Origin of the sequence: Aeromonas sp., from assembly GCF_051657805.1 — a bacterium.
Taxonomy (GTDB): domain Bacteria; phylum Pseudomonadota; class Gammaproteobacteria; order Enterobacterales; family Aeromonadaceae; genus Aeromonas.
In genome coordinates, this window is sequence record NZ_JBOFLJ010000024.1 from 647,703 (window position 1) to 663,561 (window position 15,859).

Genomic DNA, 15,859 nt, shown 5'->3' on the forward strand with positions numbered 1-15,859 from the left:
CACAAATAAAAAGGCGAACCTCAGGTTCGCCTTTTTGTTGCCTCTTTGCCGGCCAGAGCCTCTGTCACGGCCTGGACAAGCCGATGGATCCCCTTGTCAGAACTGACCCGCCATCAGCTGGTTGAGGCTATAGAGGTTGCGGGTGTCGAGCTCCATCTCGGTGGCATAGGTGTTGCCACGGGGATAGGTCGCCACCACACGGGCGCCGCGCACCACGCCGGCCACCGACACGTCCAGGGAGTTGGCGGTCTGGGTCAGATCCTTGTAGCTGCTGTTGGCCCGCACCTGCTGGCCGTTGAGCTGCTCCGCCAGCTCCCGGTAGGCATCCATCTTGGAGGCCCGGATCGCTTGCAGCATCTTCTCCGACTGGGAGGGCCCCGGCTGGATGTCGATCACCGCATAGCCGACCGCTTTGAGCACAGGAAAATCGTCCGGCTTCTGCGCCGTGTCGTAGTTCACGACCCGATTGCCGCTGCAGGCAGTCAATAGCATTGCCATCAGGCAACCCAGTAAAATTTTCATCTATGGCTCCTTGTCATGGGGTCAGGTTGACCAGATGTCCGGACGCGCTCTGGCCGCCCCGCATCAGGTAACCCCGGTTGACGGATGCCCGGCCAAACGAGTTGCTGGCACCGGACAGGTATTGTTGCGGGATCAGGCTCTGGGCCGTGGTCTCCACCATCTTGGTGCGCAGATCGATGATGCGGGCGTTGACCAGGATCCCCTGGGAATTGCGGCTGAAGGTGCCGGTCAGGATGCGCGAAATAGGCAGACGGGCGGAGAGATCCCGGTAGTTGCGGCTCATCACGAAGTCGCCACTGGGGGTCACCTGAATGCTGCCCGTGGTCTTGAAGTCCACCACCACTTCCCCGCGCCGGTTCAGCTCGTAGATGAAGCTCTCCTCGATCTGCAGCCCCATCCAGTTGGTGTCTTTGAGGGTATCGAGATCGACGAAGGAGGCCACCGCGATGGGCTCGCTCAGGGTGGTAAGGGACTTGCGCTCCATCAGCTGATCGGTCATGCGCGCCACCAGCCAGTTGAGCTCCATGCCCTTGGCCGCTTGCCTGGGATCTCCCTGATCCCGGTTGATGGGGTCGGCAGTACCGCAGCCGGTCAGCACCAGCGTGATAGCCAACGCCGTGATAAATCTGTTCATGGATACCTTTCCTGTATCTACACCTGACTCTGTTATCGGTCGCGGCGGCCAACACTTGAGGCGTGAATCACCCTGGATCTCGTTATCCGTCCCTCAGGATCCCGGATCCCCTGCGCGGATCCCGGGCCAGGCGGGGGCGGCACCGGGAATGAGGCATGGATCTTGCTTTTATTTGCAGCATGGGTACAAACCGCCCCCTGTTCAGGACTGCTATCGCCCCTTGCCGCCGCTTGGCGCGGGTTCGATGAGCTCCGCTTATTCAAGGTGTTTGCTATGAAAGTTGTGCTGCCGTTAACCCTGCTGCTGATCACTCTGTCGGCTCGGGCCGAGATCATCGAGGCCCAGGGCAGCGCCGCCATCCTGGGTGGCGACGAGGTCTATGCCCGTGAGCAGGCGACCCGGGATGCCCTGCGCCAGGCCCTGCTGGCGAGTGGCGCCGCCGTCTCCAGCATCCAGCGCCTAGAGAACGGCAGCCTGCGCTCGGAGCAGATCCAGATCCGCTCCGGTGGCGATATCCGTCAGTATCGGCTCAAGCGGGAAGAGGTGCGTAACGGCCGCATGTACATCACTGTGCAGGCCGACATCCAGGCGGAGCGCCAGATCTGCCAGACCCAGCACTACGCCAAGGATTTGACGCTGGTCCGCTTGCGGATGCGCTACCCGGATCAGGCCAGCACGGGGGCTCTCGACGACATGCCGGCGGATCTCTCCCGCCACCTGTTCGAGACCCTGGCCAAGGCGCCGCAAGGGGTACTTGCCCGCCAGTGGCTGGACGAGAACCTGCGCATCGACCCGCTCCATCTACAACAGGGTGACAGCAGCGCCCTCGAGGAGATCAAGGCCCTGAGCCTGCGCACCGACAGCCAGTATCTGGTGCTCGGCAGCATCGACGATCTCTCCCTCGAGCCCCAGGGCAACCAGTTGACCAGCTGGTATCAGGATCCCATCCGCAACTTTCGCATGCAGCTCTACCTGTTCGACGGTATCAACGGCAGCCTGCTCGGTCGCAAGGAGTATCAGGGACGCGCCAACTGGACCTTCTCCAAGCGGGAGCAGGTGGGCAGCAACAGCGGCCAGTTCTGGCAATCGAGTTACGGCCAGGAGGTGAATTATCAGTTGCAGGAGGCGGCGCAAGACATCATCGCCGAGCTGAACTGCGCCCCTGTCACCGCCCGCATCGTCGGCCAGCACGAGCGCGGCCCCCACATCAATCTGGGACGGCGCAACGGGGTCAAGCTCGGGGATCAGTTCCGCGTCCAGCACAGCGCCGACTTCGTCGATCCCTACGGCAAGTCCCGGGTCATGCGCAACCCGGCCGATGGCCTGTTCGAGGTGGTGCAGGTGTTCGAGGATGGCGCCGTCATCAGCAGTCAGAACAAATATTCGCCATTTAACGTCCAGGTCGGCGATCTGGCCGTATTGGAATAGGAATCAAGGGTTTAAAAGGTGGCCGCTTCTTGTATAATGCCCGCCATCAGGTTCCCGTAGCTCAGTTGGATAGAGCGGTCCCCTCCTAAGGGACAGGCCACTGGTTCGACTCCAGTCGGGAACACCATACAAGACAAGGGGTTGGCATCGTCAGATGCCAACCCCTTCTTTTTTATTCCGGTTTTCCTGCCTTTTTCAGTGCTCTACTCTGGGCCGAGCACTGATGTCAGCTATTGATCCTGGCGATGCCCTTACCACCAGACGTTGGCTTGCAGGCCGACGGTCCAGGTGTCATCGGCGGTGCCGTTGTCGAAGGAGTGGGAGCCATCCCAATCGCTGTTGTCGCTGTCGAGGTAGCTGGCGAAGACCCGCAGCTCAGGCTCACCACGGCCGAGGGAGAAGGCCTGGGCGAGCGTGTACTTGGAGCCGCTGCGGGAACCCTGATCACCGTTCTCGGTCTTCTCGTCATCGAAGTAGCCAGCCTCCACATAGGTGCGGGTGATATCGCTCCAGTGGTAGGTCACCTTGGCGTTCATGGCGAAGGCAGTGACATCCCCCTCGACCCCATCCCACTGCTTGATGTCGTTTGCCTCGGCGTAGTTGATCGCATGGCTCAGATCCCAGTCAGCCCCCAGCGGTATGCTGCCGTAGTTGCGGATGGCGAAGCCGTTACCGCTCTCGACGGTGCCGTTCAGAGTGTCAGCCGCACCGAACAGGACGCCCTGCAGGGCTGAGCCGCCGGCGTAGTACTGGAGGGTAGTCTTGTTCCAACCCGTTCCCAGCAGGGACTGATTCAGCTCCAGCATCACGGCATGGCCATCGGCATACTCATGGTTGCCCTGATCCGCGTCGATTTGCTCGGCGGTCGCATCGGCTTTCAGGAACTTGTATCCCATGGCCAGGGTCGCGCCGTCCCACAGGGGCAGATTGGTGTAGAGCAAGTCCAGCTGGTTGGAATCGATCATGTCTTCAATCGGTTCGCCCACGCTGTTGTTGTAGGTGTCCGCGATGTCACGGTGCAGCGCCGCCACGGAGAGTTTGCCCTGACCCAGCTGCATGTCTTCGATACCGCCACCGACGTTGGTCTGGTTCCAGTAGAAGAAATCATTTGAGTCGATGACAAAGTCTTTCTTGTACTGGCGAATACCGACCCAGGAGGTCTCCCCCATCCCCATGAAGTTGCGCAGTTGCATGTTCAGGTTTTCCCAACCGAAATTGGAGTCTCCCATGTTGCTGTTGGTGTCCCCGTCGTACATGTTGAACATGGTCTGGATATAGACCGACTTGGAGTCGTCGCTTTTGAGCTCCTTGCCAAACCCGACTTCCGCATAGGTATCGAATTCGTTACCCAGACGGCCCAGCTTGTTCTTCTGGAAGCTGCCACCCACGGCATCTTTCATGGAGCCGTCGTCGCCAGTCCCCACCCCGGAGCGGAAATAACCGTAGTAGTCAAAACCGGCCGCTTCGGCAGAGACGGCGGCTTGGGCGGAGAGTGCCGACACGACGGCGACTGCAATTGGGAGCCACTTGGTTTTCATTATGTCTTCCTTATAACATCGATTGATTGGGAAACACCGAAGGCAATCAGTGCCTCGCTGAGTCGACTCCATGACCGGTTAAACCCGGCACTTCTTTGTGCCGGAGGAAATAAAAACATGGGCGTGACTATGCTCAAACGTCACTCTATATAACCGCTTGACCAGAGGTTTTAAGCCAAGCCAGACATATCAGCGCGTTAATAAGCACTCTTGTGTTGCGAGAGAGATATTTATTTTCAGTGCATTAACACTTGGTGCAAAAATATTAATACAAGCTGTACCAAGCATACCGATCGGTGATAAATACGCCCACGGGAGTACCGCAACAAGCAGCTAGCTATTGTGATGAAACAATATTATAAAAGCGCGAGCATCAGGCTGACTGAACCGTATTTAAATCGGCGTAATGGCTTTCCTTTTTAACAAGCGTGGAATCAAAATAGCCCCATGGCTATGTATTAATAACGGTGCTATTGGCTGACGCAAGGAGCGGTAATGTCCATAAGGCGAACCTGTACCAGGTTGGCAATGCTGGCTCTCCAACCCGGCAGACAGCTGAGCGCGCGAGCGCTAAAGCCGCACGACATCTGAGCAGTGGGTTACTCGCAAACTTGACCATTCCCGACTCTTGCGTGCCGATAGAAGATGGCGTCAACCCATGGCATTCAATTCAGACATCAATCTGTAAAAGGGAACCCCTCTTGAGTGGATCGAACTATATCAAGGTAGGTATTCGATTACATAAGCCGGATTGCTTTTTGCAGTCGGGTTCACACAATTCCATCCATGATTTATTAAAGCGGACTCAAGCTGATATTAAATTTAATATCGCGGATATTTAAACTGAATAGGCACTGAATTAAAAATTTGTTAAAGCTGAACCTATTCTTAATTGAATCGTGACTGAACAAAGATAATTCACACAGGGTGAATGAGGCTCATATATTGACAATACTACTGCTCTTCTTCCTGTGAGCCAAGCACCGCGACTCATATTGATCCGGCCGTTATCAGACCGTTTTCCCCACTTATTAAAACCCGTTATTTCAATTGATGTACGTCATCACCTTAAATAAGAGCCTCTAAAGAGGCTGTTATCGCTGTCGTTCAAATATATTGAGAGAGCCTCCCGTAACAGCCATCCATCAAGTGGAGTGGAATGGGTAGAGAAAAGAGGCTAAGTCCACACGCTCCCAGAGTCGGGTAGCCACGAATATCGTCGTAGTTTGGGTCTTTTATGGATCCAAATCCCACCGCAGTGCCCGCCCGCTGTCACCCCAGCATCAATGGGTTACACTCCCCATCAGTTGCTTGCATTCGGTGCCGCCCACGGACAGCGGCGCTCAACCACTCCAGCACCAAGGAAGAACATCATGGGTAACAAGAAGAAAACCAAGGCAGAACAGGCCGCGCCAGCGCAAGAGAACAAACCCCTTGGCACCAAGGAGTACGAGAAGGAGCTGCGCCGCCTGCACGTGGAGCTGGTGAAGCTGCAGCGCTGGGTGGTGCACAAGGGGCTCAAGGTCTGCATCGTCTTCGAAGGCCGTGACGGCGCGGGCAAAGGGGGCGTCATCAAGGCCATCACGGAGCGAGTCAGCCCCCGGGTGTTCCGGGTCATGGCCCTGCCCGCCCCCACGGAGCGGGAGAAGAGCCAGCTCTACATGCAGCGCTATGTACCCCTGCTGCCCGCCGCCGGCGAGATCGTCATCTTCGATCGCAGCTGGTACAACAGGGCCGGGGTGGAGCGGATCATGGGCTTCTGCACCCCGGAGGCGAGCGACAAGTTTCTGGCCAGCACGCCGCAGATGGAGTGGTCCATGGTCGATGCAGGCATCATCTTGCTGAAATACTGGCTGGAGGTAACGCCACAGGAGCAGGAGCGCCGTTTGCGGGATAGGATCGACGACGGCCGCAAGGTCTGGAAGCTCTCCCCCATGGACATCAAGTCTTTCGATCGCTGGGATGATTACACGGAGGCGCGGGATGCCATGTTCGCCGCCACCGACACCACTTGGGCCCCCTGGTTCGTGGCTCATTCGGAGGACAAGAAGAAGGTGCGCCTCAACATCATCTCCCACCTGCTGGCCCACATCCCCTACGAGGATCTGCCGGTGGAGCACGTCAAGCTGCCCAAGCGCAAGATTGGCAAGGCCAAGCCCACCGATCACCCCTTCCGCTACGTGCCCGACCTGTTCTGATCCAAGGCAAGCCCCTGCCCATGCAGGGGCTTGCCCTATCCGGTGTCACCCGTTTCCCCTCTACACTTCAGCCAAGATGGCTTGGACCACGCCAGCATATTGAGAGGAGGTATCCCCTTGTTTCCACTGCCCGTTCGACTGCTTGCCCTGTTACTGCTCTGCCTCGCGGCCCCGCTGCGGGCACTGACCCTGACCCCGATCGCGGCCGATCTCGCCCATCCCTGGGGGCTGGCCTTCCTGCCGGATGGGGGTTATCTGGTGAGCGAGCGCCCCGGCCGATTGCTGCGCATTGATGCAAAGGGGGTGCGCCATCCGGTTTCCGGCCTGCCCCCCATCGCCGCTCAGGGCCAGGGCGGCTTGCTGGATCTCGCCCTGGATGGAGAGGGCTGGCTGTATCTCAGCTACAGCGAGCCCGGTGACGGGGGCGCCGGCACCGCCGTGGCCCGCGCCCGCTTGCAAAAAGATGCGCTGACAGACTGGCAACTGCTGTTTCGCCAGCAGCCCAAGGTCGGCGGCGGCGCTCATTTTGGCTCCCGCCTGGTGCTGATGGATGACTACCTCTTCATCACCCTGGGGGATCGCTACACGGAACGGGATAGGGCCCAGACCCTCGACAATCACCTCGGCAAGACGGTGCGCCTGCACAGGGATGGCCGGGTCCCCGTCGACAATCCCTTCGTCAAGACGGCCGGGGCGCTGCCCGAGATCTGGAGCCTGGGCCATCGCAACATGCAGGGAGCCGCCCTGCGCCCGGGCAGCCAGCAATTCTGGACCCACGAGCACGGCCCCCAGGGGGGTGACGAGGTCAACCTCATCCAACCCGGCCACAACTACGGCTGGCCCAGGGTCACCTTCGGCGAGGAGTACGGGGGCGGCAAGATTGGCACAGGCCAGAGTGCCCCCGGCATGACGGTGCCGCTCTGGATCTGGGTGCCCTCCATCGCCCCCTCCGGCATGACGTTTTATCGGGGGGAGCTATTCAAGGAGTGGCAGGGGGATCTCTTCGTCGGCGCCCTGCGCGGCCAGGCCCTGATGCGCCTCAAACTCGAGGGGGACAAGATAGTGTCACAGGAGCGGCTGCTCACCGACCTGGGGGAGCGGATCCGCACCGTCAAGGAGGGGCCTGACGGCGCCCTCTATCTGCTGACAGATTCGGGCAAGGGACGGCTGCTGAAGCTCACCCCCTGATCCGGATGTGATGATGGCCGAGGCACCACAAGGAGGATGTATGAACAAGTGTCAAAACCTGCTGGTGTTGTGCGCCTGCCTGTTGCTGCTGGGCTGCAACACCATCCACGGCATGGGTCGGGGCGAGGTGATCCAGAACTCGTCCAAGCTGGCAGACGAAGCCGCTCGCTAAGCAGCGACCAGCCCCCAGACAGTCCCTTAATCTGTGCCCACCGTGGTCAGGGGCGCCATGGTCAGCTTGACCCCGTGCTGGGCCAGCAGCTCCCGGGCGCTTTGCGGCAGCTGATCGTCCGTGATGACCTGATCGATGGCATCCCAACCCACCACGTTGAAGGTGCCCACCTTGCCGTATTTGGACGAGTCGCAGATGAGGATGCGGCTCGCCGCCGACTCCACCACGGCCCGCTTCACCGGCACCTTCTGCTCGCTCGGGGTGGAGATCCCCTGCCCGTCCCAGGAAGAGGAAGAGAGGAAGGCTATGTCCAGGTGCAGGTTGCGCAGGAAGTGGGCGGTCGCCTCGCCGGCGCAGGACTGGTTGTCACGAATGACCTGACCACCGGTGTGATAGAGGCGGCAGCGGCCGTGCTCGATGAGGTAGGCGCAGACCATGAAGTCGTTGGTCACTATCATCAAGTCTTCCCGCAGCGCCAGCTCGCGGGCCAGCTCCAGGGAGGTGGTCCCCGCATCCAGATAGATGCTGCTGCCCTCCGCCACCTGGGCGGCCGCCAGCCGGGCGATGGCGAGCTTGGCCCCCTGCATCAGGCTTCGCTTGGCAGCGTGGGAGGGCTCGCTCTTGATCCGCTGGGAGAGGCTGACCCCCCCAGATACAGAGAGTACCCGCCCCATCTGCTCCAGTTTCTGGATGTCCCGCCGTATGGTCATGTGGGAGACCTGCAGCAACTCGGTCAGCTCCAATATGCTGACCACGCCGCGTTCTGCCAGCAGGTGCAGGATCTGTTGCTGTCGCTCTACGGGTATCATGGGGTTCACACCTTGGGAAAAGAGGGGTCATTCTACCCCAGTGATCTGGGAAAAAATGATAAATAACCTCGAAGGGGCTCACAAATCACATTTATTCACATAAAAGTGTGACCCATACAAATCCAATCTCAATGAAATAACAAAAATTAACACAAACTAAGTTAATTTTTGTGACAACCGCCTGATATTTCATCGCCGCAAGCCTCTACTATCGACTCATCAGTCGTTACCGAGGAATCATCAGATGAGCACTCCCTTCCACGTCGCCGTCATCGGCCTGGGTGCCATGGGCATGGGCGCCGCCCGCTCCTGCCTGCGGGCCGGGCTCACCACCTACGGCATAGATCTCAGTGAATCGGCCCGCAGCCAGCTGCAACAGGCCGGTGCCGCCGCCGTCATGGCCGACGCCAGACCGCTCGCCGAGACCCTGGACGCCGTCCTGCTGCTGGTGGTCAACGCCGCCCAGGTGCGCCGCATCCTGCTGGGGGAGGAAGGGCTGGCCCGCCACCTCAAACCGGGCACCGCCGTCATGATCTCCTCCACCATATCGGCGGCGGATGCAGCCTCCCTCGCCGGCGAACTGGCGCAACTCGGGCTGCTGATGCTGGATGCTCCCGTCTCCGGCGGCGCCATCAAGGCCGATGCGGGGGAGATGACCGTCATGGCAGCGGGTGCCGAGGCCGCCTTCGACAAGCTGGCCCCCGTGCTGGACGCGGTCGCGGGCCGGGTCTATCGGGTCGGCAGTGACCCCGGCCAGGGCAGCACGGTGAAGATCATCCACCAGCTGCTGGCCGGGGTGCACATCGCCGTGGCCGCCGAGGCCATGGCGCTGGCGAGCAAGGCGGGCATCTCCCTGGATCTCATGTATGACGTGGTCACCCACGCCGCCGGCAACTCCTGGATGTTCGAAAACCGCATGCCTCGCGTGCTCACCGGCGACTACCAGGCCCGCTCCGCGGTGGATATCTTCGTCAAGGATCTCAACCTGGTGGCAGACACCGCCAGGGCGCTGCACTTCCCGCTGCCGCTGGCCAGCACGGCCCTGAACATGTTCCTCGCCGCCAGCAATGCCGGCCACGGACATGAAGACGACAGCGCCGTCATCAAGACGTTCTCCGGCATCCAGCTGCCGGGACAGGAGGAGAGATCATGAAACTCGGGGTCATTGCAGACGATTTCACCGGCGCCACCGATATAGCAGGATTTTTGGTTGAGAACGGCCTCTCCACCCTGCAGCTCTCTGGCGTCCCAAAAGACCATGACCTGCCCGAGGTGGATGCCATCGTCATCAGCCTCAAGAGCCGCTCCTGCCCGGTGGACGAGGCGGTGCACGACTCCCTGGCGGCGCTCTCATGGCTCAAGGCCCGCGGCTGCCCGCGCATCTACCAGAAATACTGCTCCACCTTCGACAGCACGGCCCAGGGCAACATAGGCCCGGTCACCGATGCCCTGCTGGGGGCCTTGGGTCACGACTTCACCCTGATCTGCCCGGCCCTGCCGATCAACGGCCGCACCGTCTATCAGGGCAACCTGTTCGTGGGGCCCCAGCCGCTCGCCGAGTCAGGCATGCGCCACCACCCCATCACCCCCATGCAGGACAGCAACCTGCTGCGGCTGATGGAAGCCCAGGCCTCCGGCCGTGCCGGTCTGGTGCCCTTCGCCACCATAGCGCAGGGTGCCGATGCCATCGCCACCGCCTTCGTGCAACTGCAGGCCGAGAGGGTACGTTACGCCGTGGTGGATACCCTCAACGAGCAACACCTGCTGGACATCGCCGCCGCCAGCCTGCCGCTGCCGCTGCTCACCGGCGGCTCCGGCCTCGCCATCGGTCTGGCCCGCGCCCTCGGCGGCGGCGATCTGCAGGGTGCCCGTGAGGCGGGTTGGCCCAGCGCCCGGCGCGCCGTGGTGCTGTCCGGCTCCTGCTCCGAGATGACCAACCGCCAGGTGGCCCATTACCGCAAGCAGGCGCCTTCCCTCGCGCTGGAGGTAGATGCCTGCCTAGGTCGCCCGGATTACCCAAAGGAGCTCGCCCGCTGGGTGCTGGCACAGCCCTCCTCCCCCGCTCCAATGATCTATGCCACCACCAGCCCGGCGGAGCTGGCCCGCATCCAGCAGAGCCACGGCCAGCAGGCGGCGAGCGGGGCGGTAGAGCACTGCTTCGCCCGGCTCGCCCGGCTGCTGCGCGGCGCCGGAGTGGACGGCTTCATCATCGCCGGTGGCGAGACCTCGAGCAGGGTCACCCAGGCCCTCGGCGTGAAGGCGTTTCACATAGGCCCGCAGATCGCCCCCGGCGTGCCCTGGGTGCGGGCCACGGATGCCCCCCTGTCCCTGGCCCTCAAGTCCGGCAACTTCGGTGACGGGGCTTTCTTCAGCAAGGCACAGGAGTTCTTCCATGACTGAACAAGCCTTGCGCGACACCATGGTGATGCTGGGGGCCTCTCTGTTCCAGCGGGGCTACGCCACCGGCGGGGCGGGCAACCTGTCGGCCCTGCTGCCGGACGGCACCCTGATCGCCACCCCCACCGGCTCCTGCCTCGGTCGCCTGAGTGCGGAACGCCTCTCCCGGATCAGCCTGCTGGGGGAGCACCTGGATGGGGATCGCCCCTCCAAGGAGGTGGCATTCCACCTGGCGCTCTATCACAACAATCCCGAATGCCGGGCCGTGGTGCACCTGCACAGCACCCACCTCACCGCCCTCTCCTGCCTGGACGGGCTGGATCCGGCCAACGTCATCCGCCCCTTCACCCCCTACTACGTGATGCGGGTCGGCCAGTTGCCGCTCATCCCCTACTACAAGCCGGGGGATGCCCGCATCGCCGAGGAGCTGGGTCAGCGGGCCCGAGATGGCAAGGCCTTCCTGCTCGCCAACCACGGCCCCGTGGTGACAGGCAAGGATCTGGTCGATGCGGTCAACAACATGGAGGAGCTGGAGGAGACGGCCCGTCTCGCCCTGCTGCTGCACGGCCAGTCCATCCGCTACCTGAGTGAGCATGAGATAGAAGAACTCCGGAGCATGAAGCCATGAGCCGAGCCCGCTGCGCCCCTCTGACCCGATACGAATTCAACGAATGAAGGAACATCACGCCATGAGCAAGTTTGCCGCCAATCTGACCATGTTGTTTACCGAGGTCCCCTTCCTCGAGCGTTTCGCCGAGGCGCGCCGCGCCGGCTTCGAGGCGGTGGAGTTCCTCTTCCCCTACGACTGGCCCGCCGCCGAGCTGGGCCGCCTGCTGCGCGAGCAGGAGCTGACCCAGGCGCTGTTCAACATGCCGCCGGGCAACTGGGGCGCGGGGGAGCGCGGCATGGCCGCCATCCCGGGGCGGGAGGAGGAATTTCGCGCCCATCTGCCCAGGGTGCGGGACTACGCCCTGGCGCTCGGCTGCAAGAAGGTGCACGCCATGAGCGGCATCGTCGATCCGGCCCATAGCCTCTCGGCCCATCGCCAGACCCTGGTCGACAACATCCGCTTCGCCGCCGACTACCTGGCCGCCGATGGCATCAGTGTGCTGCTCGAGCCCCTGAACGATCGGGACGTGCCCGGCTACTTCCTGGCCCATCAGCTCGACGCCCTGGCCCTGGTGCAGGAGATAGACAGACCCAACGTGGCTGTGAAGCTCGATCTCTATCACGCCCAGATCATGGACGGGGATCTCACCCGCCTCATCGGCAAGCTTGGCCCGGCCATCGGCCACGTCCAGATAGCCTCGGTACCGGATCGCCACGAGCCGGACGAGGGGGAGCTAGCTTACCCCCACCTGTTCGAGGCGCTGGCCAGGGTCGGCTACCACGACTGGATAGGCTGCGAATACAACCCCAGAGCCGGCACCCACCAAGGGCTGGGCTGGCTCACACAACAATAACAACGACACCCTACACACGAACGAGTCTGAGGATAACGAGATGCAAATCATCATCACCGGCGGTGGTGGCTTCCTGGGTCAGAAACTGGCCAAAGCCCTGCTGCAGAGCACACAACCCTTCACCGAGCTGCTGCTGGTGGATATTCAACTGCCCCAGGCCCCCATCGCCGATGCCAGGGTGCGCTGCCTGCAGGCTGATCTCACCGCCCCCGGTGTGGCGGAGTCCCTCATCAACGAGCGGACCGCCATCGTCTATCACCTGGCGGCCATCGTCAGCAGCCATGCGGAGCAGGACTTCGATCTCGGCTGGAAGGTGAACCTGGACACCACCCGCACCCTGCTGGAGGCCTGCCGTCATACCAAACCCGGCATCCGCTTCATCTTCACCAGCTCGCTGGCCGTCTACGGCGGTCGCCTGCCCGCCCTGGTGGATGACGGCACGGCCCTGACCCCGACCTCCTCCTATGGCGCCCAGAAGGCCATGGGGGAGCTCCTGGTCAACGATTACAGCCGCAAGGGCTATGTGGACGGTCTGGTGCTGCGCCTGCCCACCATCTGCGTGCGGCCGGGCAAGCCGAACCGGGCGGCCTCGTCCTTCGTCAGCAGCATCATCCGCGAGCCCCTGCAAGGAGAGCAGGCCATCTGCCCGGTGAGCACGGAACTGCGGCTCTGGCTCTCCAGCCCGGCTACCGTGGTGGCGAACTTCCTGCTGGCGGCCAGGCTGCCGGCCACAGGTGACTGGCGCAGCGTCAACCTGCCCGGCATCAGCGTGACCGTGGGGGAGATGCTGGACGCCCTCGGCCATGCGGGGGGCGCCGCGGCCCGGGAACGGGTGCAGTTTGCCGCCGATGCGGCCGTCGAGCGTATCGTCGCCAGCTGGCCGGGGCGCATCGACAACCAACGGGCCCATGCCCTCGGCTTCACAGCAGACAGGACGTTTGCCGACATCATCGACAGTTTCATCACCCATGACATGCAGGAGGCATCATGAGCGACATCCCAACCCCCATCATAGGTCTCATCATCGCGGTCTTCGTGCTGGTGTTCCTGGTGATCCGCACCCGGGTACACGCCCTGATCGCCATGCTGGCGGCGGCCTGCATCGCCGGCATCACGGGCGGCATGAGCATCGACAAGACCCTCACCGTCATCACCCAGGGCTTTGGCTCCACCCTCGGCAGCATAGGCATCGTCATCGGCCTGGGGGTCATGATGGGTCGCCTGCTGGAGGTCTCGGGGGCGGCCGAGCAGATCGCCTACAGCTTCATCAAGTGGCTCGGCAAGCGCCGCGAGGAGTGGGCCCTGGCCATCACGGGCTATATCGTCAGCATCCCCATCTTCGTGGATTCCGCCTTCGTCATCCTCTACCCGGTCGCGAAGGCGCTGGCGAAAAGCGGCAAGCGCTCCCTGCTCACCCTCGGCGTGGCGCTCGCGGGCGGCCTGGTGGTGACCCACCACACGGTACCGCCGACCCCGGGTCCCCTCGGCGTCGCCGGCCTGTTCGGCGTGGACATCGGCGCCATGCTGCTGACGGGCATGACGCTGGCCATCCCCTGCGTACTCGGCATCGTCTTCTACGCCCAGTGGCTGGACAAGAAATACCCCGAGTTCAGTGCCCAGGTCGCCCAGACCCCGGATGAGATGCAGGCCACCTATGAGACCTACCTCAAGGAGAAGGAAGGCAAGCCCCTGCCGAGCCTGACCCTGTCCCTGCTGCCGATCCTGGTGCCGATCGTGCTCATCTTCCTCAAGGCCATCTTCACCACCCTGGCCACTTTGGAGGGCATGGAGAGCCTGGCCGCCAACCCCCTGGTGCAGGGCATCAACTTCATCGGCGCCCCCATCATAGCGCTCGCCATCAGCGTGCTGCTGGCGGTCTACACGCTAGTGCCGCACATGGACAGGCACGCCACCGCCGCCCGCCTGGAAGAGGGGCTGCAATCGGCCGGCATCATATTGCTGGTGACCGGTGCCGGTGGTGCGCTCGGTGCCGTGCTGCGGGACAGCGGGGCGGGTCAGCAGCTGGCGGAGCAGATCGCCCAGCTGCCCATCTCCCCCATACTGATCCCCTTCATCGTCGCGACCCTGGTGCGCCTCATCCAGGGATCCGGCACTGTGGCCATGGTGACCGCGGCCTCCATCTCGGCCCCCATACTGGCCCAGATCCCCGGGGTCAACATGCTGCTGGCGGCCCAGGCCGCCACCATGGGGTCCCTCTTCTTCGGCTACTTCAACGACAGCCTGTTCTGGGTGGTCAACCGCATGATGGGGATCTCGGACGTGAAGCAGCAGATGATCGTCTGGTCCATCCCCACCACCATCGCCTGGGCCATCGGCGGCACCGGCGTCGCCCTGCTGAACCTGCTGTTCGGCTCCGGTGGCACCTGGTTTGACCCCGTGCTGCCGCTGCTGGTGCTTGCGCTCATCGTCTGGTACGTCAAGGGCCAGTCCCTGGCCCCCGCGACCGGTGCGGTGGCGAGCCGGGAGTCATAAGCGAACAGAACACGGGAACGCTGTGTGACGAGGGCCAGTCTGCTAGACTGGCCCTCTTTTTCATGCATCTGCCAAGGAGTGCTGGATGTCTGCTGTTTCCTGGTGGGATAGATCCACCGCCCTGGCCCTGCTCACCATCTTGCTGTGGGCCTCCCTCGCCGCCCTCACCTCCAGAGTCACCAGCGTCTCCCCCCTAGTGCTGGTGGGGCTGGTGCTCTCCTTCTGTGGCCTGGGCGCCCTGCCGTTCTGGCGCCAGTGGCGGGCCCGCCCCGTCACCTGGCTGGTGACCATAGCGGCCCTGCTGCTCTATCACAGCCTGCTGTTCATGAGCTTTCGCCATGCCCCCGTACTGGAGGCGAATCTCATCAACTACCTCTGGCCCCTGTGCATCATCTTGTTCACGCCGCTGCTGTTGCCGGGCCATCCCCTGCGGCCCCAGCACCTGCTGGCGGGGGCCCTGGGCCTCGCCGGCTCCGTGCTGGTGATGGTGGATGGGGAGCTGAAACTGCAGCAGGCCTATCTCCCCGGTTACCTGCTGGCGCTGGGCGCCGCCATCGTCTGGGGGGCCTACTCGGTACTCTCCCGCCGCCTGCCCCCCGCTCCCGCCGTGGTCACCGCCGCCGCCTGCCTGCCCGCCGGGATCCTGGCCCTGCTGCTCGCCCGGGGATTGGAAGGGCCCCTACCCCTCGACCAGATCCCCCAGGCGGACTGGTTGCTCATCGCCGGGCTGGCCCTCGGCCCCATGGGGGCGGCCTTCGTCACCTGGTACCTGGCGCTGCGAGACGGGGATCCCCGCCGCATCGGGGCCCTGGCCTACCTGACACCGCTCCTCAGCACCCTGCTGCTGGTGTGGCTGAACGGCGAGGCACTCACCTCCCGCCACCTGCTGGCGGGGGCCCTCATCATGGGGGGCGCCCTGCTCGGCCTGCTGGTGAAATCCCCGAAGCGTCAGGGGGTTGCCAAACCCTTGTCATAAAAACGCCATCACTCCTGCTTAAGCTCGCAGCCATTGCGTGG

At 62.7% G+C, this 15,859-nt stretch carries 15 protein-coding genes and 1 tRNA gene; 12 read left to right on the forward strand and 4 right to left on the reverse strand.

The genetic code is table 11. From position 1 onward, the window contains the following. Positions 1-96: 96 nt before the first annotated feature. Together ACRCYW_RS12015 and ACRCYW_RS12020 are read right to left on the reverse strand one after the other, a co-directional pair. The gene (locus ACRCYW_RS12015; RefSeq protein WP_438550319.1) at positions 97-522 is read right to left on the reverse strand and encodes an LPP20 family lipoprotein; all 426 of its coding nucleotides are present in this window, start codon (positions 520-522) and stop codon (positions 97-99) included. Between the two features lie 13 nt (positions 523-535). Beyond that, positions 536-1,156, reverse strand: a complete 621-nt coding sequence (locus ACRCYW_RS12020) for a FlgO family outer membrane protein (protein ID WP_438550320.1) — start codon at positions 1,154-1,156, stop codon at positions 536-538. Between the two features lie 273 nt (positions 1,157-1,429). Here ACRCYW_RS12020 and ACRCYW_RS12025 point away from each other — a divergent pair, with 273 nt between their 5' ends. Both ACRCYW_RS12025 and ACRCYW_RS12030 read left to right on the forward strand, forming a co-directional pair. After that, positions 1,430-2,584, forward strand: coding sequence for a flagellar assembly protein FlgT (locus ACRCYW_RS12025; RefSeq protein WP_332502471.1), 1,155 nt, complete (start codon positions 1,430-1,432; stop codon positions 2,582-2,584). Between the two features lie 50 nt (positions 2,585-2,634). Continuing rightward, positions 2,635-2,711: transfer RNA gene (locus ACRCYW_RS12030), tRNA-Arg, on the forward strand. A 124-nt stretch (positions 2,712-2,835) separates the two neighbouring features. Here the strand turns inward: ACRCYW_RS12030 and ACRCYW_RS12035 are convergent. Then, positions 2,836-4,122, reverse strand: a complete 1,287-nt coding sequence (locus ACRCYW_RS12035; RefSeq protein ID WP_438550321.1) for a carbohydrate porin — start codon at positions 4,120-4,122, stop codon at positions 2,836-2,838. Between the two features lie 1,373 nt (positions 4,123-5,495). Here ACRCYW_RS12035 and ppk2 point away from each other — a divergent pair. The 3 genes from ppk2 to ACRCYW_RS12050 all read left to right on the forward strand — a co-directional run bounded on the left by ppk2 (position 5,496) and on the right by ACRCYW_RS12050 (position 7,680). Continuing rightward, on the forward strand, positions 5,496-6,320 hold the full coding sequence (ppk2, locus tag ACRCYW_RS12040) for a polyphosphate kinase 2 (protein WP_438550322.1): 825 nt from the start codon (positions 5,496-5,498) through the stop codon (positions 6,318-6,320). Positions 6,321-6,437: 117 nt separating this feature from the next. Next, on the forward strand, positions 6,438-7,508 hold the full coding sequence (locus ACRCYW_RS12045; RefSeq protein ID WP_438550323.1) for a PQQ-dependent sugar dehydrogenase: 1,071 nt from the start codon (positions 6,438-6,440) through the stop codon (positions 7,506-7,508). Between the two features lie 40 nt (positions 7,509-7,548). Continuing rightward, a complete protein-coding gene (locus ACRCYW_RS12050) occupies positions 7,549-7,680 on the forward strand; it encodes an entericidin A/B family lipoprotein (RefSeq protein WP_438550324.1) in 132 nt (43 codons plus the stop codon). A 26-nt stretch (positions 7,681-7,706) separates the two neighbouring features. On the opposite strand, the gene ACRCYW_RS12055 is transcribed toward ACRCYW_RS12050, so the two are convergent. Next, entirely contained in the window at positions 7,707-8,489 is a 783-nt protein-coding gene (locus tag ACRCYW_RS12055) for a DeoR family transcriptional regulator (protein ID WP_438550325.1), read from the reverse strand. A 244-nt stretch (positions 8,490-8,733) separates the two neighbouring features. Between ACRCYW_RS12055 and ltnD the strand changes: the two genes are divergently transcribed. The 7 genes from ltnD (at position 8,734) to ACRCYW_RS12090 (ending at position 15,818) form a co-directional block, all read left to right on the forward strand. Then, positions 8,734-9,642 (forward strand): L-threonate dehydrogenase, encoded by a 909-nt coding sequence (gene ltnD, locus ACRCYW_RS12060; RefSeq protein ID WP_438550326.1) that lies wholly within the window; start codon positions 8,734-8,736, stop codon positions 9,640-9,642. After that, positions 9,639-10,889: a 3-oxo-tetronate kinase gene (gene otnK / locus ACRCYW_RS12065; RefSeq protein ID WP_438550327.1), complete on the forward strand. Its 1,251-nt coding sequence runs from the start codon at positions 9,639-9,641 to the stop codon at positions 10,887-10,889. Before ltnD ends, otnK begins: the two co-directional genes overlap by 4 nt. After that, positions 10,882-11,514: a 3-oxo-tetronate 4-phosphate decarboxylase gene (gene otnC / locus ACRCYW_RS12070; protein ID WP_438550328.1), complete on the forward strand. Its 633-nt coding sequence runs from the start codon at positions 10,882-10,884 to the stop codon at positions 11,512-11,514. Before otnK ends, otnC begins: the two co-directional genes overlap by 8 nt. A 61-nt stretch (positions 11,515-11,575) precedes the next feature. Beyond that, positions 11,576-12,349: a 2-oxo-tetronate isomerase gene (gene otnI / locus ACRCYW_RS12075; protein ID WP_438550329.1), complete on the forward strand. Its 774-nt coding sequence runs from the start codon at positions 11,576-11,578 to the stop codon at positions 12,347-12,349. A 40-nt stretch (positions 12,350-12,389) separates the two neighbouring features. After that, positions 12,390-13,340, forward strand: coding sequence for a D-erythronate dehydrogenase (gene denD, locus ACRCYW_RS12080; protein WP_438550330.1), 951 nt, complete (start codon positions 12,390-12,392; stop codon positions 13,338-13,340). Continuing rightward, positions 13,337-14,842, forward strand: coding sequence for a GntP family permease (locus tag ACRCYW_RS12085; protein ID WP_438550331.1), 1,506 nt, complete (start codon positions 13,337-13,339; stop codon positions 14,840-14,842). The genes denD and ACRCYW_RS12085 overlap by 4 nt, the downstream gene beginning before the upstream one ends. 85 nt (positions 14,843-14,927) lie before the next feature. Further along, positions 14,928-15,818, forward strand: coding sequence for a DMT family transporter (locus tag ACRCYW_RS12090; protein ID WP_438550332.1), 891 nt, complete (start codon positions 14,928-14,930; stop codon positions 15,816-15,818). The last annotated feature ends 41 nt before the right edge of the window (positions 15,819-15,859 follow it).